The organism is Rhodococcus sp. 852002-51564_SCH6189132-a (assembly GCF_001665495.1).
Classification (GTDB): domain Bacteria; phylum Actinomycetota; class Actinomycetes; order Mycobacteriales; family Mycobacteriaceae; genus Rhodococcus; species Rhodococcus pyridinivorans.
In genome coordinates this window covers 1-19,749 of sequence record NZ_LZMJ01000062.1, presented here as the reverse complement: position 1 = coordinate 19,749, position 19,749 = coordinate 1, and the positions used below count along the sequence as shown (strand labels likewise).

The 19,749-nt window shown below is 67.8% G+C and carries 24 protein-coding genes and 1 pseudogene; 19 read left to right on the top strand and 6 right to left on the bottom strand.

Going from position 1 to position 19,749, the window contains the following annotated elements; genetic code table 11:
- The first annotated feature begins 16 nt into the window (after window positions 1–16).
- The 6 genes from rpsE (at window position 17) to map (ending at window position 4,184) form a co-directional block, all read left to right on the top strand.
- A complete protein-coding gene (gene rpsE / locus A5767_RS14995) occupies window positions 17–664 on the top strand; it encodes a 30S ribosomal protein S5 (protein ID WP_006554594.1) in 648 nt (215 codons plus the stop codon).
- On the top strand, window positions 664–843 hold the full coding sequence (gene rpmD, locus A5767_RS14990; RefSeq protein WP_006554593.1) for a 50S ribosomal protein L30: 180 nt from the start codon (window positions 664–666) through the stop codon (window positions 841–843). Before rpsE ends, rpmD begins: the two co-directional genes overlap by 1 nt.
- 2 nt (window positions 844–845) lie before the next feature.
- Window positions 846–1,289 (top strand): 50S ribosomal protein L15, encoded by a 444-nt coding sequence (gene rplO, locus A5767_RS14985; protein ID WP_006554592.1) that lies wholly within the window; start codon window positions 846–848, stop codon window positions 1,287–1,289.
- A 227-nt stretch (window positions 1,290–1,516) separates the two neighbouring features.
- Entirely contained in the window at window positions 1,517–2,830 is a 1,314-nt protein-coding gene (gene secY, locus A5767_RS14980) for a preprotein translocase subunit SecY (protein ID WP_006554591.1), read from the top strand.
- Window positions 2,827–3,372 carry an adenylate kinase gene (locus A5767_RS14975; RefSeq protein ID WP_006554590.1) on the top strand — a complete coding sequence of 182 codons (546 nt, stop codon included), beginning with the start codon at window positions 2,827–2,829 and terminating at the stop codon, window positions 3,370–3,372. Before secY ends, A5767_RS14975 begins: the two co-directional genes overlap by 4 nt.
- A gap of 14 nt (window positions 3,373–3,386) precedes the next feature.
- Window positions 3,387–4,184: a type I methionyl aminopeptidase gene (gene map, locus A5767_RS14970; RefSeq protein ID WP_006554589.1), complete on the top strand. Its 798-nt coding sequence runs from the start codon at window positions 3,387–3,389 to the stop codon at window positions 4,182–4,184.
- Window positions 4,185–4,208: 24 nt separating this feature from the next.
- Here map and dtd read toward each other — a convergent pair whose 3' ends face one another.
- Complete coding sequence (gene dtd / locus A5767_RS14965; RefSeq protein ID WP_006554588.1) at window positions 4,209–4,646, bottom strand: D-aminoacyl-tRNA deacylase; 438 nt, start codon at window positions 4,644–4,646, stop codon at window positions 4,209–4,211.
- A gap of 219 nt (window positions 4,647–4,865) precedes the next feature.
- Between dtd and infA the strand changes: the two genes are divergently transcribed.
- The 9 genes from infA to A5767_RS14920 all read left to right on the top strand — a co-directional run bounded on the left by infA (window position 4,866) and on the right by A5767_RS14920 (window position 10,599).
- Entirely contained in the window at window positions 4,866–5,087 is a 222-nt protein-coding gene (gene infA, locus A5767_RS23160) for a translation initiation factor IF-1 (protein WP_006554587.1), read from the top strand.
- Window positions 5,088–5,179: 92 nt separating this feature from the next.
- Window positions 5,180–5,293, top strand: coding sequence for a 50S ribosomal protein L36 (gene rpmJ / locus A5767_RS14955; protein ID WP_003938068.1), 114 nt, complete (start codon window positions 5,180–5,182; stop codon window positions 5,291–5,293).
- Between the two features lie 209 nt (window positions 5,294–5,502).
- Window positions 5,503–5,871, top strand: coding sequence for a 30S ribosomal protein S13 (rpsM, locus tag A5767_RS14950; protein ID WP_006554586.1), 369 nt, complete (start codon window positions 5,503–5,505; stop codon window positions 5,869–5,871).
- Window positions 5,871–6,284 carry a 30S ribosomal protein S11 gene (gene rpsK / locus A5767_RS14945; RefSeq protein WP_006554585.1) on the top strand — a complete coding sequence of 138 codons (414 nt, stop codon included), beginning with the start codon at window positions 5,871–5,873 and terminating at the stop codon, window positions 6,282–6,284. The genes rpsM and rpsK overlap by 1 nt, the downstream gene beginning before the upstream one ends.
- Window positions 6,285–6,306: 22 nt before the next feature.
- Complete coding sequence (gene rpsD / locus A5767_RS14940) at window positions 6,307–6,912, top strand: 30S ribosomal protein S4 (protein ID WP_006554584.1); 606 nt, start codon at window positions 6,307–6,309, stop codon at window positions 6,910–6,912.
- A 101-nt stretch (window positions 6,913–7,013) separates the two neighbouring features.
- Entirely contained in the window at window positions 7,014–8,075 is a 1,062-nt protein-coding gene (locus A5767_RS14935; RefSeq protein WP_006554583.1) for a DNA-directed RNA polymerase subunit alpha, read from the top strand.
- 30 nt (window positions 8,076–8,105) lie between these two features.
- Window positions 8,106–8,660: a 50S ribosomal protein L17 gene (rplQ, locus tag A5767_RS14930; protein ID WP_006554582.1), complete on the top strand. Its 555-nt coding sequence runs from the start codon at window positions 8,106–8,108 to the stop codon at window positions 8,658–8,660.
- 65 nt (window positions 8,661–8,725) lie between these two features.
- The gene (gene truA / locus A5767_RS14925; protein ID WP_231913194.1) at window positions 8,726–9,562 is read left to right on the top strand and encodes a tRNA pseudouridine(38-40) synthase TruA; all 837 of its coding nucleotides are present in this window, start codon (window positions 8,726–8,728) and stop codon (window positions 9,560–9,562) included.
- A 35-nt stretch (window positions 9,563–9,597) separates the two neighbouring features.
- Entirely contained in the window at window positions 9,598–10,599 is a 1,002-nt protein-coding gene (locus A5767_RS14920) for an alpha/beta hydrolase (RefSeq protein WP_064852601.1), read from the top strand.
- 52 nt (window positions 10,600–10,651) lie between these two features.
- Here the strand turns inward: A5767_RS14920 and A5767_RS14915 are convergent, their stop codons facing one another.
- From A5767_RS14915 to A5767_RS14905, 3 genes are all read right to left on the bottom strand, one after another.
- On the bottom strand, window positions 10,652–11,845 hold the full coding sequence (locus tag A5767_RS14915; RefSeq protein WP_064852600.1) for an IS110 family transposase: 1,194 nt from the start codon (window positions 11,843–11,845) through the stop codon (window positions 10,652–10,654).
- Between the two features lie 293 nt (window positions 11,846–12,138).
- The gene (locus tag A5767_RS14910; protein ID WP_064852599.1) at window positions 12,139–13,041 is read right to left on the bottom strand and encodes a phosphotransferase family protein; all 903 of its coding nucleotides are present in this window, start codon (window positions 13,039–13,041) and stop codon (window positions 12,139–12,141) included.
- A 59-nt stretch (window positions 13,042–13,100) separates the two neighbouring features.
- Window positions 13,101–14,243: an acyl-CoA dehydrogenase family protein gene (locus A5767_RS14905; protein WP_064852598.1), complete on the bottom strand. Its 1,143-nt coding sequence runs from the start codon at window positions 14,241–14,243 to the stop codon at window positions 13,101–13,103.
- Between the two features lie 69 nt (window positions 14,244–14,312).
- Between A5767_RS14905 and A5767_RS14900 the strand changes: the two genes are divergently transcribed.
- Both A5767_RS14900 and A5767_RS14895 read left to right on the top strand, forming a co-directional pair.
- Complete coding sequence (locus tag A5767_RS14900) at window positions 14,313–14,918, top strand: TetR/AcrR family transcriptional regulator (protein ID WP_006550047.1); 606 nt, start codon at window positions 14,313–14,315, stop codon at window positions 14,916–14,918.
- Window positions 14,915–15,490, top strand: a complete 576-nt coding sequence (locus A5767_RS14895) for an NADPH-dependent FMN reductase (RefSeq protein WP_019288595.1) — start codon at window positions 14,915–14,917, stop codon at window positions 15,488–15,490. Before A5767_RS14900 ends, A5767_RS14895 begins: the two co-directional genes overlap by 4 nt.
- Here the strand turns inward: A5767_RS14895 and eccE are convergent.
- A complete protein-coding gene (gene eccE, locus A5767_RS14890; RefSeq protein WP_064852613.1) occupies window positions 15,478–17,052 on the bottom strand; it encodes a type VII secretion protein EccE in 1,575 nt (524 codons plus the stop codon). The two genes, A5767_RS14895 and eccE, sit on opposite strands and share 13 nt — an antisense overlap.
- Before the next feature lie 277 nt (window positions 17,053–17,329).
- Between eccE and eccB the strand changes: the two genes are divergently transcribed.
- Window positions 17,330–18,784: a type VII secretion protein EccB gene (eccB, locus tag A5767_RS14885; protein WP_024101611.1), complete on the top strand. Its 1,455-nt coding sequence runs from the start codon at window positions 17,330–17,332 to the stop codon at window positions 18,782–18,784.
- Between the two features lies 1 nt (window position 18,785).
- On the opposite strand, the gene A5767_RS14880 is transcribed toward eccB, so the two are convergent.
- A complete protein-coding gene (locus A5767_RS14880; protein WP_442978764.1) occupies window positions 18,786–19,484 on the bottom strand; it encodes a S8 family serine peptidase in 699 nt (232 codons plus the stop codon).
- Here A5767_RS14880 and A5767_RS22685 point away from each other — a divergent pair.
- Window positions 19,467–19,749 (top strand): annotated as a pseudogene (locus A5767_RS22685) (hypothetical protein); the annotation flags it as partial. The gene A5767_RS14880 and the pseudogene A5767_RS22685 sit on opposite strands and share 18 nt — an antisense overlap.

The window sequence follows — 19,749 nt, the reverse complement described above, 5'->3', positions numbered from 1 at the left end:
ACGGAAGGAACGCCTGATGCCGGGACGTCAGCGGCGTGACGGCGGCAACGGCCCCGCCGGACAGAACCCCAACAGCGGTGACAACCGTGGCGGTCGCGACCGCCGCGACCGCGACTCGCGCGGCGGCAACGCTGCCGAGAAGTCGAACTACATCGAGCGTGTCGTCTCGATCAACCGTGTGTCGAAGGTCGTCAAGGGCGGTCGTCGCTTCAGCTTCACCGCTCTGGTGATCGTGGGCGACGGCAACGGCCTGGTCGGCGTCGGCTACGGCAAGGCCAAGGAAGTTCCCGCGGCCATCCAGAAGGGTGTCGAGGAAGCTCGCAAGAACTTCTTCCGCGTCCCGCTCATCGGCGGAACCATCACCCACCCCGTCCAGGGAGAGGCTGCAGCCGGTGTCGTCCTGCTGCGTCCGGCTTCCCCCGGTACCGGTGTCATCGCCGGTGGCGCTGTGCGCGCGGTGCTGGAGTGTGCGGGTGTCCACGACATCCTGTCGAAGTCGCTCGGCTCCGACAACGCCATCAATGTGGTGCACGCGACGGTTGCGGCCCTCAAGGGTCTGCAGCGTCCCGAGGAAGTCGCGGCTCGCCGTGGCCTCACCCTCGAGGAAGTTGCCCCCGCCGGCATGCTGCGCGCACGTGCACAGGCTGCTGGGAGCGTGAAGTAATGGCAGAGCTGAAGATCACCCAGATCAAGAGCACCATCGGGGCCAAGTCGAATCAGCGCGACAGCCTCCGGACCCTCGGTCTGCGGAAGATCCGCCAGTCCGTCGTCCGCGAGGACAATGCGCAGAATCGTGGCCTCATCAACGTGGTGCGTCACCTCGTCACCGTTGAGGAGGTCTGAGAATGACCATCAAGCTGCATCACCTGCGCCCGGCTCCGGGTGCGAAGACGGACAAGACCCGCGTCGGACGCGGTGAGGGTTCGAAGGGCAAGACCGCCGGCCGCGGTACGAAGGGCACGAAGGCACGCAAGAACGTGTCGCCGGCCTTCGAGGGTGGCCAGATGCCCATCCACATGCGTCTGCCGAAGCTCAAGGGCTTCAAGAACGCATTCCGTACCGAGTACCAGATCGTCAACGTCGGGGACATCGCTCGCGTGTTCCCCGAGGGTGGACAGATCGGTGTCGCGGACCTCGTGGCGAAGGGTCTGGTTCGCAAGAACCAGCTCGTCAAGGTCCTCGGCGAAGGCGAGCTGACGGTGGCCGTGCAGGTCACCGCCGACAAGTTCTCGGCCTCCGCTCAGGAGAAGATCGCTGCAGCCGGTGGCAGCGCGACCGTCCAGGCCTGACCTGTACTTTCGCGTGTGAGTCACGGCTGTCGAACGGCCGCGGTGCAGATACCTGCACCGCGGCCGTTCGCGCGTTCGCACCGGTGTCCCAAGCTGCGTTCGCAGCGGTGACATAGGCTACCGGGCTACGCCTCTCATCGGGGCCCACTGTTAGAGTTTCAGAGTTGTCTACCGTCCGACGGATCCCTCTCGATCCGTCGTCCCCGATCGGCCCGCCAGGAGGATCTTTGCTTTCCGCCTTCGTCTCGGCCCTCAGGACACCGGACCTGAGGCGGAAGATTCTCATCGCCCTCGGGCTCGTGGCGCTGTACCGCCTCGGTGCTACCGTGCCGTCCCCGGGCGTCGACTACGGCAACGTCCAGGCCTGTGTCGATCAGCTCGCCGGCAGCGAGCAGGCCGGCATCTACTCGCTGATCAATCTGTTCTCCGGCGGCGCGCTACTGCAGTTGTCGGTCTTCGCGATCGGCATCATGCCGTTCATCACCGCGAGCATCATCGTCCAGCTGCTCACCGTGGTCATTCCACGCTTCGAGGAACTGCGCAAGGAGGGCCAGTCCGGCCAGGCCAAGATGACGCAGTACACGCGTTATCTCGCCGTCGCGCTCGCCGTCCTGCAGGCCACCGGCATCGTCGCGCTCGCCGCCCGAGGGCAGCTGCTGCAGGGCTGCTCGGAGCCGATCCTCGCCGACGACAGCATCTTCGGGATGGTCGTCATCGTGCTGGTGATGACCGCCGGTGCCGCCGTCGTCATGTGGTTCGGTGAGCTCATCACCGAACGCGGTGTCGGCAACGGCATGTCGCTGCTGATCTTCGCCGGTATCGCGGCCGCGCTGCCGAGCGAGGGTCGCATGATCCTCGAATCCCGCGGCGGCCTCGTCTTCGCGATCGTCTGCGTCGTGGCCCTGGCCCTCATCACGGGTGTCGTGTTCATCGAGCAGGGTCAGCGCCGGATCCCGGTGCAGTACGCCAAGCGCATGGTCGGCCGTCGTATGTACGGCGGTTCGTCGACCTACCTGCCGCTGAAGGTCAACCAGGCGGGCATCATCCCCGTCATCTTCGCGTCGTCGCTGCTGTACCTGCCCAATCTCGTCGCGCAGCTCACCGGTGCCACGACGAACCCGGATCCGAGTTGGTGGCAGCGGATCATCAACGAGTACCTGGTCAATCCGAACAACCCGGTCTACATCGCGATCTACTTCGCCCTGATCGTGTTCTTCGTCTTCTTCTACGTCGCCATCACCTTCAATCCGGAGGAGCGGGCCGACGAGATGAAGAAATACGGCGGCTTCATCCCGGGCATCCGCCCCGGTCGCCCGACCGCCGAATATCTCAGTTTCGTGCTCAACCGCATCACGGTTCCGGGCTCGATCTACCTCGGTCTCATCGCGACGCTGCCGAACTTCTTCCTGTCCGGCAGCCAGACGGCCTCGAGCATCTTCGGTGGCGCCGCGGTTCTCATTCTCGTCAGTGTCGCGCTGGACACTGTCAAGCAGATCGAAAGTCAACTGATGCAGCGCAACTACGAAGGGTTCCTCAAGTGAGACTTGTACTGCTCGGTCCTCCCGGTGCCGGCAAGGGCACACAGGCCGCGATTCTGTCCGAGAAGCTCGGCGTCCCCGCCATCTCGACGGGCGATCTTTTCCGCGCGAACATCGGGCAGGGCACCCCGCTCGGCGTCGAGGCCAAGAAGTACATCGACGCGGGGGAGCTCGTTCCCGCCGAGATCACCAACAACATGGTGCGTGAGCGTCTGGCCGAGCCCGACGCCGCCAACGGCTTCCTCCTCGACGGCTTCCCGCGCAGCGTGGAGCAGGCCAAGGAACTCGAGAACATCCTGAAGGATCTCGGTGTCGAGCTCGATGGCGTGCTGTCCTTCGTCATCGACGAGGACGTCGTGGTCGAGCGCATGCTCGCCCGCGGTCGCGCCGACGACACCGAAGACGTGATCCGCAACCGTCTCCGGGTCTACCGTGAGGAGACGGCCCCGCTGCTCGACTACTACGCCGACTCGATCATCACGGTCGACGCGATCGGTGAGGTCGAGGAGATCAATTCGCGGGCTCTGTCCGCACTCGGAAAGTAGACGGGTAGTTCGACATGGGTTTCGGGCGCAAGCGCTCAGTGGTTCCGTTCCGCACCTCGGGTGAACTCGACGCGATGGCGGCGGCGGGAGCCGTGGTCGGTGCCGCACTCGTCGCAGTGCGCGAGGCCGCCAAGCCGGGCGTGAGCACCCTGGAACTCGACCAGGTGGCGGAATCGGTCATCCGCGATGCGGGGGCCGTTCCGTCCTTCCTGGGCTACCACGGCTTCACCGGTTCGATCTGTTCGTCGGTCAACGAGGTCGTCGTCCACGGCATCCCGTCGGTGTCGGTGGTGCTCGCCGAGGGCGACCTCGTGTCGATCGACTGCGGCGCGATCCTCGACGGCTGGCACGGCGACTCGGCATGGACCTTCGGGATCGGGGAGCTGTCGCAGGCCGACATCGACCTGAGCGAGGCCACCCGTCTGTCGCTCGAGGCCGGTATCGCGGCGATGCTCCCGGGCAACCGCCTGACCGACGTCTCGCATGCGATCGAGCAAGGCACGCATGCCGCCGAGAAGGTGCACGGCCGCTTGTACGGCATCGTCGACGGCTACGGCGGTCACGGTATCGGGCGCGAGATGCACATGGATCCGTTCCTCCCCAACGAAGGCAAGCCGGGCAAGGGCCCGAAGCTCGTCGTCGGATCGGTGCTCGCTGTCGAGCCGATGCTCACCCTCGGTACCTACGAGACCGAGGTCCTCGACGACGAGTGGACGGTGGTGACCGTCGACGGCAGCCGGGCCGCGCACTGGGAGCACACGGTAGCGGTCACCGAGGACGGCCCCCGTATCCTCACCGTCCGGCCGGAGTGACGCGAGCGGTCGTACTCCGCGGCGTCATACGTCGACGAGGAGCGTGACCGGTCCGTCGTTGACGAGGCTCACCTCCATGTGGGCCCCGAACTTCCCGGTCTCCACCGTCGCGCCGAGATCTCGTAGAGCGTTCGCGAACGCATCGACGAGAGGTTCGGCGATCGGGCGGGGAGCGGCGGCCGACCACGACGGACGCCTGCTCTTCCTCGTGTCGGCCATGAGCGTGAACTGGCTGACCACCAGGATCGGGGCGTCGACGTCGGAGGCGGATCGCTCGTCCTCGAGGATGCGCATCGTCCACACCTTCCGGGCGAGCGTCGCGGCCTTGGCCTCGTCGTCGTCGTGCGCGACGCCGACCAGCACGAGCAGACCGTGACCGTCTTCGGCCGGCGTGATGCGAGCCACCTCGGCTCCGTCGACCGCCACCGCCGCCGTGGTCACCCGCTGGATCAACGCCCGCACGTGCGGTCCTCCTCCTGGTCGTGGGCACGAGTGTGCCGGAGCTCATTTGTCCTGGACGGTCAACTTCCCGTACCATTGATCGGTGGTGCGCGCTGCGCTCCGATCGGTCCCGTGTCGAATTCCTTCGAATCTCGGTTCGTGTCCGGTCCCGGAGTTGCCGAGCGTCACGGTAACGGATGCCGATGCAACCACAACGCCGAACAACGGATCGCGGAGGATATGGCTAAGAAAGACGGGGCAATCGAGGTCGAGGGCCGGGTAATCGAACCGCTGCCCAATGCGATGTTCCGCATCGAGCTGGAGAACGGGCACAAGGTTCTCGCCCACATCAGCGGAAAGATGCGTCAGCACTACATTCGTATCCTTCCCGAGGACCGCGTTGTCGTGGAGCTTTCTCCCTACGACCTCACGCGTGGACGCATCGTCTACCGCTACAAGTAACGAAGCTTCCCCGGCCACACGGTCGGGGAGAATCATGTCGCCGGGCCGGCTCTGCCGTGTCCGGCGGCGCACATACAGGAGATCGGACTTACGTGAAGGTTCAGCCTAGCGTCAAGAAGATCTGCGAGAAGTGCAAGGTGATCCGCCGTAACGGTCGGGTCATGGTGATCTGCGAGAACCTGCGTCACAAGCAGCGTCAGGGCTAGATCCACCTTCGTCTCGAAGATCTGCTTGGCAACAAGCACGAAGACCTTCCAGCACCAGTCGCGTGGTTACGATCCTCGATCCGTCGAGGAGCTGCGCGATCAACCCCCGGTACGGAGGCCGGGGCCCCACTGTGTTTTTGAATCACACAGTTCTTCGACGCAGGGGACGGGCTGGGAGCAGACCTCCGCACACCGAATAGGAATGCCACATGGCACGTCTCGCAGGTGTCGATCTTCCCCGCGAAAAGCGGATGGAGATCGCACTCACCTACATCTACGGCATCGGCCGTACCCGCTCCCAAGAGATCCTCGAGGCCACGGGTGTCAACCCGGACCTGCGCAGCAAGGATCTGACGGACGAGGACCTCGCCAAGCTCCGCGAGTACATCGAGGAGAGCTACAAGGTCGAGGGTGACCTCCGTCGCGAGGTTCAGGCGGACATCCGCCGCAAGATCGAGATCGGCTGCTACCAGGGCCTGCGACACCGTCGTGGTCTGCCCGTGCGTGGACAGCGCACCAAGACCAACGCCCGCACCCGCAAGGGTCCGAAGCGCACCGTCGCAGGAAAGAAGAAGTAATGCCTCCCAAGTCACGCAGCACCGGTCCGAAGAAGACCCAGAAGGCACGGCGCAGGGACAAGAAGAACGTTCCGCACGGTGCCGCTCACATCAAGAGCACGTTCAACAACACCATCGTGTCCATCACGGACCCGCAGGGCAACGTGATCTCCTGGGCGTCCTCCGGCCACGTCGGCTTCAAGGGTTCGCGCAAGTCGACCCCGTTCGCCGCACAGCTCGCCGCCGAGAACGCCGCCCGCAAGGCGCAGGAACACGGTGTCAAGAAGGTCGACGTCTTCGTCAAGGGCCCGGGCTCGGGCCGCGAGACGGCGATCCGTTCCCTCCAGGCCGCAGGCCTCGAGGTCGGCACCATCTCCGATGTCACCCCGCAGCCCCACAACGGTTGCCGTCCGCCCAAGCGGCGTCGCGTCTAACGGGAAAGGAAGGTAAAGAAAAATGGCTCGTTATACCGGTCCCGTTACCCGTAAGTCGCGTCGTCTCCGTGTCGACCTGGTCGGAGGCGATCAGGCCTTCGAGCGTCGCCCCTACCCGCCCGGCCAGCACGGCCGCGCGCGGATCAAGGAGAGCGAGTACCTGCTCCAGCTGCAGGAGAAGCAGAAGGCCCGCTTCTCGTACGGCGTCATGGAGAAGCAGTTCCGTCGCTACTACGAAGAGGCCGCAAGCCGCCCCGGCAAGACCGGTGAGGTTCTGCTGGTCATCCTCGAGTCGCGCCTGGACAACGTCGTCTACCGTGCCGGCCTCGCCCGCACGCGTCGTCAGGCCCGCCAGCTGGTGAGCCACGGCCACTTCCTGGTCAACGGCAAGAAGGTCGACATCCCCAGCTACCGCGTCTCGCAGTACGACATCATCGATGTCCGCGAGAAGTCGCTGAGCACGCTGCCCTTCCAGGTCGCCCGCGAGACCCAGGGCGAGCGCCCGGTTCCGGGTTGGCTGCAGGTCGTCGGCCCGCGTCTGCGAGTGCTGGTCCACCAGCTCCCCGAGCGCGCGCAGATCGACATCCCGCTGCAGGAACAGCTGATCGTCGAGTACTACTCGAAGTAAGACACCTCGGTGTCGTGGTGTCCTCCGGTCCGTCCGGGCGGGAGGACACCGCTCCATTCCACTAGGGCGTCATATGGCGGACGCCCACAAGGAGGCAACAGATGCTCATCTCTCAGCGACCCGCACTGACCGAAGAGGTCATCGCTGAAAACCGCTCGAAGTTCGTCATCGAGCCGCTCGAGCCTGGCTTCGGGTACACCCTCGGCAACTCGCTTCGTCGCACCCTGCTCTCGTCGATCCCGGGCGCCGCTGTCACCAGCATCCGCATCGACGGCGTTCTCCACGAGTTCACCACCGTTCCCGGGGTGAAGGAGGATGTCACCGACATCATCCTGAACCTCAAGGGTCTCGTGGTGAGCTCCGAAGAGGACGAGCCGGTCACCATGTATGTCCGCAAGCAGGGGCCGGGCACCGTCACGGCCGGCGACATCGTGCCCCCGGCCGGTGTCACCATCCACAACCCGGATCTGCACATCGCCACCCTGAACGACAAGGGCAAGCTGGAGATCGAGCTCGTCGTCGAGCGCGGTCGCGGCTACGTTCCTGCCGTGCAGAACAAGGCGTCCGGCGCCGAGATCGGCCGTATCCCGGTCGACTCGATCTACTCGCCGGTGCTCAAGGTGACGTACAAGGTGGAAGCGACCCGCGTCGAGCAGCGCACCGACTTCGATCGGCTCATTCTCGACGTGGAGACCAAGAACTCGATCAGCGCGCGGGACGCGCTCGCCTCGGCGGGCAAGACCCTCGTGGAGCTCTTCGGTCTGGCTCGTGAGCTGAACGTCGAAGCAGAAGGCATCGAGATCGGTCCCTCGCCCGCCGAGGCCGACCACATCGCCTCCTTCGGACTTCCGATCGAGGACCTCGACCTCACGGTCCGGTCCTACAACTGCCTCAAGCGCGAAGGTGTCCACACCGTCGGCGAGCTCGTGGCACGGACGGAATCCGACCTGCTCGACATCCGCAACTTCGGCCAGAAGTCCATCGACGAGGTCAAGGTCAAGCTGCACTCGCTCGGCCTGTCCCTCAAGGACAGCCCGGCATCGTTCGACCCCAGCACCGTCGCCGGCTACGACGCCGCGACCGGTACCTGGAGCGATACCGAGGCCGGCTCCTTCGGTGACAACGACGGCAACGAGGACTACGCCGAGACCGAGCAGCTGTAGCAGCTCACGGTCCGTTACTAGGAGAAAATCATGCCCAAGCCCAAGAAGGGCGCCCGCTTCGGCGGATCGGCCTCGCATCAGAAGGCGCTCATGGCCAACCTGGCCACCGCGCTCTTCGAGCACGGCCGCATCACCACCACCGAGGCCAAGGCCAAGGCCCTGCGCCCGTACGCCGAGAAGCTCGTCACGCACGCCAAGGCCGGCACGCTGGCCTCGCGTCGTGAGGTGCTGAAGGTCATCCGCAACAAGGACGTCGTCCACTCGCTGTTCGCGGAGATCGGTCCCTCCTTCGAGGACCGCAACGGCGGTTACACCCGCATCATCAAGACGATGCCGCGCAAGGGCGACAACGCCCCCATGGCCATCATCGAGCTGGTGCGCGAGAAGACCGTCACCTCCGAGGCCGACCGCGCTCGCCGCGTCGCCGCCTCGCAGGCACCCGCCGAGGACAACGCGGTCCAGGCCGTCGAGGCCGAGGCCACCGACGCCGAGGTCGCGAACGCCGACGCCGTCGTCGAGGGTGTCGAGGACACCAACGCCACGGCTGCCGACGCACCCGAGGCGGACGAGGCCAAGAAGGACTAATCCACTTGGTTTCGGCATCTGCTGAAGCTCACGAGCCCGCCGACCCTTCCGAGGGCGGCGGGCTCGTGGCTTCTCACGAGACAACCCGTCTGCGACTCGACATCGCGTACGACGGCACCGACTTCTCCGGCTGGGCACGGCAGCCCGGACGTCGCACGGTGTGCGGGGAGATCGAGGAAAAGCTCTCCGCGATCGTCCGCACCCCCGTGCTGCTCACCGTCGCCGGTCGCACCGACGCCGGCGTGCACGCTTCCGGGCAGGTCGCCCACGTCGACGTCCCCTCCGCGGTGCTGCCCGACGATCCGTCGCGCTGGGTCCGCCGTCTCGCACGGTTCCTGCCCCGCGACGTGCGGGTCACCGGGATCTCCGTCGCCCCCGAACATTTCGACGCGCGTTTCTCGGCGATCCGGCGCCACTACGAATACCGCCTCACCACAGCGGTGTACGGCGCCGAGCCGCTGCGTGCCCGCGACACCGTCGCGTGGCCGAAGGCCGTCGATCTCGATGCGATGCAACGCGCGTCGCAGTCGCTGCTCGGCCTGCACGACTTCGCCGCCTTCTGCAAGCGGCGGGAGGGTGCGACGACCGTACGTGAACTGCAGCGATACGACTGGACCCGCGAAGGTGACATCCTCACCGCCTATGTCAGCGCCGACGCCTTCTGCTGGTCGATGGTGCGCAGCCTCGTCGGCGCGGCCCTGGCCGTGGGGGAGGGGCGTCGCAGCGTCGAGTGGATGACGGCCCTGCTCGACGAACGCGAACGTGCGGCGTCCGTCGCGGTGGCACCGGCCCACGGCCTGTCACTGGTTCGCGTCGACTACCCTGCTGACGAGGAACTCGCCGCGCGCAACGCTGCGACGCGGGAGATGCGCGGGCCCATCACGCCCGGCTGTTGCGGATGAAGGGAACGAATGTGCGCGCACGACGGTTTGCGTTGATGGGGACGATCGGGGCGCTCGCCGTCTCGTCGCTGGTCCTGTCCGGTGCCGCGGTCGCCCACGCCGAGGATCTCCCGGCCGCCGCGACCGGCGAGACCCGGTCGCAGAGCGCGACTGTCGAACGCATCGAGAAGCACACCGACCGCGATTGGTCGCTGTTCGTGTACTCGCCGTCGATGGAACGCACCATCGAGCTGCAGGTGCTGCGACCGGCCGACACGAGCGCGCCGCGACCGGTCTTCTACCTGCTCAACGGTGCCGGTGGGGGACTGGACCGGGCGACCTGGCGCGAGCAGACCGACATCGTGGAGTTCTTCGGCGACAAGAACGTCAACGTCGTCACTCCGGTCGGTGGCGCGTTCAGCTACTACACCGACTGGCTCGAGGACGATCCCGTTCTCGGACGCAACAAGTGGACGACCTTCCTCACCGAGGAGATCCCCTCCGTGGTCGACGAGACACTCGGTGCGAGCGGCCGCAACGCGATCGCCGGTGTGTCGATGTCGGCGACGTCGGCGCTGGCGCTCGCCCAGCAGGCGCCCGATCTCTACCAGGCGGTGGGTTCGTACAGTGGATGCGCCGAGACCGCGTCGGATATCGGTTCGCGCTATGCGGAGATCGTCGTCGCGTTCGGCGGGGGCGAGGTCGAGAACATGTGGGGACCGGTCGCCGGTGAGCACTGGACCGAACAGGACGTCGTGCTCAACGCCGAGAAGCTGCGCGGCAAGGCCGTGTACGTCTCCACGAGCAGCGGTGTCCCGGGTCCGTACGAATTGAAGGCATGGGAGCAGGACGGTGTCGCCGTCCTTCCCGATGTGGCTCTGCTCGGGCTCATCGAGGCCGGCGTGAACGATTGCACGACGCGACTGCGCGGTGCGCTGGACGCAGCCGGGGTCGAGGCGACCTACTCGGTCCGGTCCGACGGTACCCACACCTGGGGCTACTGGCAGGAGGCCCTGCACGAGTCGTGGCCCGTGCTCGGCGAGGCCATCGGCGCCTGAGCCGAGAGCGCTGCCCTCGAAAAGACACCCGGGGGGTGTCCCTATGGTTTCGTCAAGCGGCGGCAGCAGCGGGGGTGCGATAGAAGGTCTTGTTCTTGAGCATGGCGTAGAGGACGTCGCAACGCCGTCGTGCGAGGCAGATCAGGGCGGCATTGTGCTTCTTACCTTCGGCCCGTTTGCGGTCGTAGTAGGCGCGACTGGTCGGGTCGTGCAACGCCGCGAACGCAGACAGGAACAACGCTCGTTTGAGTTTGCGGTTCCCCGACCGAGCGGGATGCTCGCCGCGGATCGAGGACCCGGAACGATGAGTCACCGGTGCGATGCCGGCGTAGGCGGCCAGGTGCGCCGCAGAGGCGAACGCCGAGCCGTCACCGACCTCGAGCAGGATCCGAGCTGCAGTCCTGATACCGACGCCGGGCATCGACATCAGGACCTGCGAAAGAGGGTGGTCATCGAGCATCCTCTCGACATCTTCGGCAATGCTCTTGCGCTGTTGCAGAACCTCTTTCAACGAGTCGGCCAGTTTCGGCAGAACAATCTCGGCCGCGCTGCTGCCCGGCACCGTCACTGTTTGTACATCGAGAGCAGCGAGGATTTCCTCGGCCAGCCGAGCCCCCATCCGCGGGGCATGCTTGGTCGCAAGTGTCGTGAGCCTGCGCTTGCCGGCTTTGCGGATGCCGACCGGTCCGCCGCAGCGCGACAGGATTTCCAGCACTGCCGGATGCGCGATCTTGGGGCCGAGCACGCGTTCGAGGGCGGGGTGGATTCCGGTGAGCAAGCCGCGGATTCGGTTGCTGATGCGGGTGGCTTCCCCGGCGAGGTCGTCGTCGAATCCGACGAGTACGCCGAGCTCGGCCAGGGCCTCGTCGCCGACATCGACCCGGCGCAGGGTGTGCGGCATCGTCCGAGCCGTATCGGCGATGATGAACGCATCTCGAGCATCGGTCTTCGCCTGGCCGGGGTACAGATCGGCGACGCGGCGCATCGTCAACCCGGGCAGGTACGCCACGGCATGACCGCAGGCCCGGGCGACGGTGACCGGCAGCGCCCCGATCGTGTTCGGCTGATCGACGACCACCAGCACCGGCCCGTGTTCGGCCAGGCGAGCGAACACGGACCGCAGCTTCGCCTCGTCGTTGGGCAGGGCTTTGTCGAACAGGCGGGTGCCGGCGGGGTCGAGTCCGACGGCGTGGTGTTCGCCTTTGCCCACGTCGATGCCGCAGAACACGGCGTAGGTCGGGTCCATGAAGCGTGCCTTTCGTTGCGCTCCGGACGGTCACCGATCCGACGTCGACACCCGGCATCCACGTTACGAGGAGACCTACCTGACGCTTGCGTGCAACAGGTGGCCGTGTCCCTATCAGCGGTCCATCGACGTCACCAGGTTCGGCGACACCACCCCCCGGATCATTCGAGAGACAGGGGCGAGAAGTCATACCGAACTTGGCGACCGTGGCCCCGCGGGTGCGGGACTACGAAGAAGGTAACGGGTGAGGTCCGCGACCTCACCCCCTCGGGCGTTCTCACGTGCTCGTCGGATCAGCCAGTCCAGGAACTCGAGGACGTTGCTGATGAGCGCATCGAGCGAACCGGGAAGCGGCCGAGCGCCTCGGCGATCATGCGGTGGCCCTCGGCCTCGTAGCAGTCGTCGCCCACATGGAAGGCCCACACCGCGACCGCGACCGCCGCGCGGACACGTCGGCGGAACCAGGCGTCCTCCTCACGGGGATCCTCGCCGTAGCCACGCAGAAAGGCCTGCTCGGCACCGGGGACCCGGAGGAACTCGCGTACCGCGAGCCGCTCGAAGTCCTCACCCGCCGGGCGCATCGCGGCACGCCCGAAGTCGATCACCTTCACCACACCGATGTCGTCGGCGAGCCAGTTGCGGCTCTGCCAGTCGCCATGGGTGGGCACCAGGGTGGCCGTCGGTGTCGGCCATCCCTCGACCATCGAGCGCAATCGGCCGGCGACGTCGGGACCGATACGGTGCGGCGCCGCGAGCCACCGCAGCGTCTTCGTGTTCGCCGATCGCTCGTACCCCTCGTCCACCACATGCTCCTGGCGATGGAACTGGGCGAGCAGCGCGCCGGCCTGCTCGTAGACGTCGAGACGGGACGACGCGGCGGTGCCCAGGACGAGCCGCCCCGGAAGGTATTCCGTCACGACGAGTTTCGTCGCGCGGTCGGCGAACACCATGCGGGCGGCCCGACTGCACCGTACCCACGGAGCGGTCCACCGCTCGTGCGCGCTGATCTCGCGGCCGATGTGCCGATCCGGAGTTCCGCCCGCCTTCACGACCAGTAGCCCGTCGTCGGTGTCGACCTCGAGGACAGTGGTCGACACCAGCCCCCAACTCATGTCGGAGACCACGACGATGCGGCCGAACCGCTGCGTCAGCAGGTGGCGTTGCTGTGGAGTGAGCCGCTCCAGGGCGTCCGGCATGAAGGCACTCTAGCGATCTTTCGCCGCGAAAACCCCTGTCGCTTCCGGCTTGCGATCGTTCACCCCGCGAGGGACCGCGCGACCACGAGTCGCTGAATCTGATTGGTGCCCTCGAAGATCTGCGTGATCTTCGCGTCGCGCATGAAGCGCTCGACCGGGAAGTCGCGGGTGTAGCCGTATCCACCGAGGACCTGCACAGCGTCGGTCGTGACCTTCATGGCGGCATCCGTCGCGACGAGCTTGGCCACCGACGCCTGCCGCGAGTAGGGCAGGCCGGCGTCCTTGCGCCGGGCAGCGTCGAGATAGGTGGCGCGGGCCGAGTCGACGGCGGCGGCCATGTCGGCGAGAACGAAGCCGAGGCCCTGGTGGTCGATGATGCGCTTGCCGAAGGCCTGCCGTTCCTTGGCGTAGGCCGTCGCCTCGTCGAGGGCGGCCTGGGCCAGACCCGTCGCGACGGCGGCGATCCCCAGGCGTCCGGAATCCAGTGCGCTGAACGCGATCGGCAGTCCCTGTCCCTCGGCGCCGATCCGGCGCTCGGCCGGGACGAAGGCGTCGTCGTAGTGGGCGGAGGTGGTGGGGATGGCGTGCAGGCCCATCTTCTCCTCGGGCTTGCCGAAGGACAGGCCCTCGGTGCCGGCGGGCACGAGGAAGCACGAGATGCCCTTGCTGCCGGTGTCGGCTGTGCGGGCGAACAGGGTGTAGAAGTCGGCCTTGCCGCCGTTGGTGATCCACGCCTTCGAGCCGGTGATGCGGTAGCCGCCGTCGACGGGTTTCGCACGGCACGCGAGGGCCGCGGCGTCGGATCCGGCCTGCGGCTCGGAGAGGCTGTACGCGCCGATGGTGTTGCCGCCCAGCATCTCCGGGAGCCACTTGTTCTTCTGCTCGTCGGTGCCGTGGGTGGCGAGCGCGAAGCACGACAGTCCGTGCACGCTCACCGCAACCGCCACGGCAGCCCAGCGGACGCCGAGTTCCTCGAGGACCTGCAGGTAGACCTCGTAGGGTTGGTCGCCGCCGCCGAACTCCTCGGGGTACGGCAGGCTCAGCAGCCCTGCGGCGCCGAGTGCGGGGAAGACGCCCTCGGGGAAGGTCTCCTTGCGCTCGTGCTCGTCGACGCGCGGGGCGAGCACCTTGTCGGCGACGTCGCGGGTGAGGTCGATCAGGTCGTAGGCCTCGCGGGTGGGAAGCAGACGCTCGACGGGCACGGTGGTTCCTCCTGGAAGACTGGGGACCAAAAATAGTACTGAGGACGATACTGCAGTACTGTTCTCGGTATGGCAAGAGTCGGTAGCCGGCGGCCCACCGCCCGGCAGGCGCAACTGTTCGACGATCTGGTCGCGTTGTTCCTGGCAGAAGGCTTCGCGCACCTGACCCTCGACGACATCGCCGCGCGTCTGCGCTGCTCGAAATCGACGCTCTACGCACTCGCGGAGAACAAGGACCGGCTCGTCTACGCGGCGACCGTCCACTTCTTCAAGGGTGCCGCCGACCGGGTGGAGGCCGACGTCGCGCGGGCCGCGGACGCCCAGGCTCGCATCGGCGCCTATCTCGAGGCCGTGGGGCGCGAACTCGAACCCGCCTCCACGCGGTTCATGGAGGACATCGCCCACACGCCGGTCGCGCGCGAGGTCTACGAACGCAACACCCGGTTCGCCGCCGACCGCGTCCGCCAGCTCATCTCCGAGGGAGTTGCGGCCGGCGAACTGCGCGACGTCCACGCGGCCTTCGTCGCCGACGTCGTCGCCTCGGTCATGGTCCGCATCCAGCAACGACAGGTGGCCGAGGCGACCGGTCTCGAGGACGCACGTGCCTACCGGGAACTCGCCGCACTGCTCGCGCACGGGCTCTCGACCGCACCGCACCTACGATCGACCCTATGACCACGGCTGCACCGAACGATCCGATCCGCCTCGAGGTCGTCGTCGCGAGTGTCCGCGCCGGTCGCATCGCGCCGGTCGTCGCAGACTGGTTCGCGGCCACCGCACGGCGTCGGCCCGAGTTCGACGTCGGCGTTCTCGATCTCGCCGAGACCCCGCTCCCGCACGACCTCTCGGGCGGTCCCGACGCCGACGCCTTCACCGGTCGCATCGGTGCTGCGGACGCCTTCGTGGTGGTGACCTCCGAGTACAACCACGGCTATCCCGCCGCGCTGAAGACGGCCATCGACACCGTCAAGCACGAATGGCGCACCAAGCCGGTCGGATTCGTCTCCTACGGTGGCCTGTCCGGCGGATTGCGCGCGGTCGAGCAGTTGCGGCAGGTCGTCGTCGAGGTCCACATGGTGCCGGTGCGGCAGTCGGTGAGCTTCCACCGCGTCAAGCACGCCTTCGCGGCCGACGGCACCACCACGGACGAGGCTGCGATCGACGGCGCGGAACGCATGCTCGACCAGATCGCCTGGTGGGCCCGCACCGTCCGCGCCGGAACCGCCCTCGACCGCTATCCCGGCTGAGGCGCCGGATCCGGCATGCGCGACCGGCCGAGATGGGTGCTCTCCGCCGCGATCGTCACGAGGGTGAGAGGCGTGCGTTCGCCGCCTGCCGTGAGCACCACACGGTCCCCGGCCGCTCCGGGTTGGAGCAACGACACCGTGGGGCGCTCGCGCGGCCATCCGTCCGGATGGATGTGCACGTGGATCGCGGTCGCGTGCGGCATGGACGAGGTGGGCGGGACGCCGTCGTAGACGACCGTGTCGAAATCGTGGTCGCCCGCGTACTCGCCCGCCAGACGCAGCCGGTCGGGTCCGGCCGCGGATCCGACCAGGCCGCGCCACGCACCGGACCGGTCGGTGTGGACGACGACCCGCGCCCCCACCGCGACGGCGCGGAAGACCACCTGCTGGGCGAGATACAACTCGCCCGCGATGTGGACCGAGCGGACTCCGGGACCGGTGAGACGCGCGGTGACGGCGCGACCGGCGTCGTCCGATCCGATGAGCTGCCCACACCCACCGGCCGGAAGAGCGAGGGCGTCGAGTTCCCTGCTACGCGATTCGCGCAAGGGAACCCGGTCTTCCAGTTGCGGAACCCCGAGGGGCAATGCCGCTGTGAGGAGTTCGGCGTGACGTCCGTACGCCGGGAACAGTCCGGCCACCGAGGGGACGTCCGCCTCGCGCGTGGTGAACCGTGCCAGCGCCCCGACCCGAACCGACCCGTCATCACCCGGTCGCAACCGGAGGACCAGTGTCGACGCCAAAGTTGGATGCGACCAGATCGCCGCCGTGTGGCGGCGGTCGATCCGACGTGGGTCGAAGACGCCGCCCGAGTCGAACGCGGAGGCCAGGGCGACGTGCCGGCGCGTCGGGGCCCACTCCGTCGCCGGGACCCCGTGGGAGATGCGCAGCGCGGCCTGTTCGATCTCGCTCGCGGTGAGCAGTCGCGCACCGTACCCGGCGTCGCCGAGCGCGCGGATCACGCGCCGCGCCGCCGCGACGACGGTCCGGGCGGCACCCTCGGAGCCTCCGCCCCGACGGGCGGCAGCGGCCGCGCAGGACGTGACGTCGAGTCGGAGCACCACCCGCACCGTGCGTTCGGCCGCGGCGGGAAGCGGGCCCAGCAACTGTGCGTAGGCCTGCCCCGCGGGGGTCGAGTCGCGAACCCGGCGCCCCTGCACCACGACATCGATCCCGTCCAGGACGACGTCGTGCCGGTACAGGCAGGCGGCGATCGCGTCGAGGGGGAGCGTTCGCCCCGTCTCCTCGCTGTCGCGCCCGAGTCGGGTGATCGCACCGGCCGGTGAGAACGGTTCGAGAACCACGGTCGCGTACGGGCCGTCCCATAGCACCCCCACCGGGACTGCCGACCCGACGTGGAAGTCGCGGAGGACACCCGAGACGGAGACGTCGTCCGGGCGTCGGCGCAGAACGGTCGCGATCCATTCGGCTGTGCCGCGTCCGCCGATCCGCACGAGGCACAGCGCGGCCGGTGGCACGGCGATCGCGCAGGCCACCCACACGGACGCCCCCGACACCACCGCCAGCGTCCATACGAGGGCGGCGACGCACTGGGCACCCACGAGCCGCACGGCGACACGGCTTCTCGCATCACCTGCTGCTGTGCTGATCCGTGCACCGGTGGGCGCTGTGCTGACCCGTGCACCGGTGGGCGCTGTGCTGACCCGTGAATCCCCCGACTCGAAGACGGTTCGTTGCATCGATCCCCCCCGAACGACGGCCGGCAATGATTCCGGCGCGGTGCCGACCTTCCCCCTGACCGCGCGGAGCGCCTGTGGTGGACGCCCGACAGGACTGTACTGTGTTGCGCCAGAGAGCGTGCCGTACGGGGGGAGATCGATGGCAGCGCAACCGACCACGCGATGGCAGGTCAGTGGATACCGTTTCCTGGCACGACGCATGGATCATGCGTTGGTGCGGGGCGACGTACGAATGATCCACGATCCCATGCGTTCCCAGTTCCGGGCGTTCGTCGTCGGAGTCGTCGTCGCGTGTGTCGTGCTGGGAGGCTGTGCCGCCCTTGCCCTGTTCCGCCCCCAGGACCGGATCGGTGATGCTTCCGTCGTCGTCGGACGCGACTCCGGTGCGCTCTACGTCGCGATCGGCACGACCTTCCATCCCGTCCTGAATCTCGCGTCGGCCCGGCTGATCCTCGGATCGCCCACCGAACCGGCGGTCGTAGCCGACGAGGAACTGACGACACGACCACGCGGACCGCTGGTGGGGATCCCGGGTGCGCCGTCCTCCCTGGTCCATGATGCAGAGGAGGTGCCGTGGACGGTGTGCGACGTCGCCGACCCGAACGGTCTGCAGTCCTCGACCACCGCCGTGCTCGCCGGCACACCCGACCACCGGGCAGGCTCGGTGCTCGCCGACGACGAAGCGCTCCTCGTGGCCGCGGACGGCAGATACCACTTGCTCTACGAGGGCAGACGCGCCGAAATCGACCCGAACGACCGGTCGCTCGTGCGCCTGCTGGGCATCGACGTCTCCCGTGCGCGCCCCGCGAGTCCCGGACTGCTCGCCGCCGTGCCGGAATCGCCGAAGCTGGCGGCACCCCACATCACCGGCGCCGGAGGTGTCCCGGGCATGTCGATCCCGGGTGTGCGAGTCGGGTCGGTCGTCGCGGTGTCCGAACCGGACGGGCAGAGTTTCCACGTAGTGCTCGAGAACGGTGTGCAGGAGGTCTCGCGGGCCACCGCACATCTCATCCACTTCTCGGATTCGCAAGGAGCACCCGAGATTCCGGTGATCCCACCCGACGTCCTCGCAGCCGCGCCGGTCGTGCACGAACTGCCGGTCGACACCTTTCCCGAGGTCGTCCCGCGCATCGTCGATCCGGGGGAGAGGCCTGTGGCGTGCTCCACCTGGCAGCCCGGCACAGGCGAGAACGACCGGCACCGCTCGACTCTGCGGTTGTCCGCGGGGACGGCCCTGCCCACCGGCAAGGACGCCGTGCCGGTGGTCCCGGCCCAGGCGGACGATGCCGGACCGCAGGTCGACGCGATCCACATCCCGCCGGGCCGCGGCAGATACGTGCAGACCACCTCGCTGACCTCGGACACCGACCGTCTCGGTTCGTTGTTCTACGTCGCCGACACCGGCGTGCGGTACGGCATCACCGATGCGGACGCCGCTGCGGCACTCGGCTTCACGGATCCACCCGCCCGGGTCCCGTGGCCCATCCTGCAGTTGCTCGCTCCGGGACCCGCGCTCGGCCGGGAACAGGCGCTGCTCGCACACGACGGTGTCGCCGCCGACCCGGAGGCGGTCCCCGTCGGGGCGGGCAACTGATTCAGGTCCGTGATCGGGCGAGTCGTCGTGCCGGTGCAGTGAGGACGAGAACGAGGGCGGTCGCGGCGATCACGGCCGCAGCCGAGATCAGTGCGATGGTGCGCGGCCGGTGATCCGGTACCGGGGGAGGAGTCGGCTCGGCGACGGCAACCGCCGGCATCGGCTCCGCGCGCCCGGCCGGCAGCGGCGCGGTGACGGCGGCGAGCGGGTCGACGACCCCGTGGCCCACCTGCGGATTCCATCCTTCTGCGGGGGAGTGGGCGGTGCTCTCGATGCGCGTCATCACCTCTCGGGCGGACAACTGCGGGTACCGCGAGCGCACCAGCGCGACCGTCGCCGCGACGAGCGGCGCCGCGAAACTCGTCCCGGACACCGGTCTGCCGCCCTGGGGGCCGGGGATCAGGTCGGCCAGACCGTCGGTGCCGGGATTGAGTGAGACGAGCCCGCTCCCGGGAGCGGCGACGTCGACCCACGGCCCGGGCAGGCTGTACCCGGCCGGTGTGCCGTCGTCCTCGACCGCGCCGACGGTGAGGACGTACTCGTCGTACCAGGCCGGTGATGCCAGGGTGACGACCGAATCCCACGGATCCGCACCGGGATCGGCCGGATCCGCCGAGCGCGGATTGCCTTCGCGGCAGGTGTCGGTGTTGCCGGCCGCCGCGACGACGACCGCGTCGTGTACATCCGTCGCGTACTGCACTGCCGCTCCCAGCGGACCGTCGACGAGGCCTTCGGCGACCGTCCGGCAGGCGACCTCGGAGACGTTGACGACGGTGGCGCACCCGACGTGGGGATCATCGCCATCCGCCAGTCGAGCGGCCATTTCTCCGACCGCTCCCGATCGGACGACGATGCCGCGCGCAACGCCTCCGGATACGGCGACGTACGGACCCTCGCGGCGGCCGTCCGGCAGGCGGTGGATCTCGGCGCCACCGTCGTCAACGTCTCCGAGGTCGCCTGCCGGA

Excerpts from the sequence above, each read along its gene's own strand:
- rpmD (WP_006554593.1), top strand. The coding sequence starts at position 664 with ATGGCAGAGCTGAAGATCACCCAGATCAAGAGCACCATCGGGGCCAAG.
- rplO (WP_006554592.1), top strand. The coding sequence starts at position 846 with ATGACCATCAAGCTGCATCACCTGCGCCCGGCTCCGGGTGCGAAGACG.
- rpsM (WP_006554586.1), top strand. The coding sequence starts at position 5,503 with ATGGCACGTCTCGCAGGTGTCGATCTTCCCCGCGAAAAGCGGATGGAG.
- A5767_RS14935 (WP_006554583.1), top strand. The coding sequence starts at position 7,014 with ATGCTCATCTCTCAGCGACCCGCACTGACCGAAGAGGTCATCGCTGAA.
- A5767_RS14900 (WP_006550047.1), top strand. The coding sequence starts at position 14,313 with ATGGCAAGAGTCGGTAGCCGGCGGCCCACCGCCCGGCAGGCGCAACTG.
- map (WP_006554589.1), top strand. The coding sequence starts at position 3,387 with ATGGGTTTCGGGCGCAAGCGCTCAGTGGTTCCGTTCCGCACCTCGGGT.
- A5767_RS14915 (WP_064852600.1), bottom strand. The coding sequence starts at position 11,845 with ATGGACCCGACCTACGCCGTGTTCTGCGGCATCGACGTGGGCAAAGGC.
- rpsD (WP_006554584.1), top strand. The coding sequence starts at position 6,307 with ATGGCTCGTTATACCGGTCCCGTTACCCGTAAGTCGCGTCGTCTCCGT.
- rpsE (WP_006554594.1), top strand. The coding sequence starts at position 17 with ATGCCGGGACGTCAGCGGCGTGACGGCGGCAACGGCCCCGCCGGACAG.
- rplQ (WP_006554582.1), top strand. The coding sequence starts at position 8,106 with ATGCCCAAGCCCAAGAAGGGCGCCCGCTTCGGCGGATCGGCCTCGCAT.
- A5767_RS14920 (WP_064852601.1), top strand. The coding sequence starts at position 9,598 with ATGGGGACGATCGGGGCGCTCGCCGTCTCGTCGCTGGTCCTGTCCGGT.
- A5767_RS14910 (WP_064852599.1), bottom strand. The coding sequence starts at position 13,041 with ATGCCGGACGCCCTGGAGCGGCTCACTCCACAGCAACGCCACCTGCTG.
- infA (WP_006554587.1), top strand. The coding sequence starts at position 4,866 with ATGGCTAAGAAAGACGGGGCAATCGAGGTCGAGGGCCGGGTAATCGAA.
- A5767_RS14895 (WP_019288595.1), top strand. The coding sequence starts at position 14,915 with ATGACCACGGCTGCACCGAACGATCCGATCCGCCTCGAGGTCGTCGTC.
- eccB (WP_024101611.1), top strand. The coding sequence starts at position 17,330 with ATGGCAGCGCAACCGACCACGCGATGGCAGGTCAGTGGATACCGTTTC.
- rpsK (WP_006554585.1), top strand. The coding sequence starts at position 5,871 with ATGCCTCCCAAGTCACGCAGCACCGGTCCGAAGAAGACCCAGAAGGCA.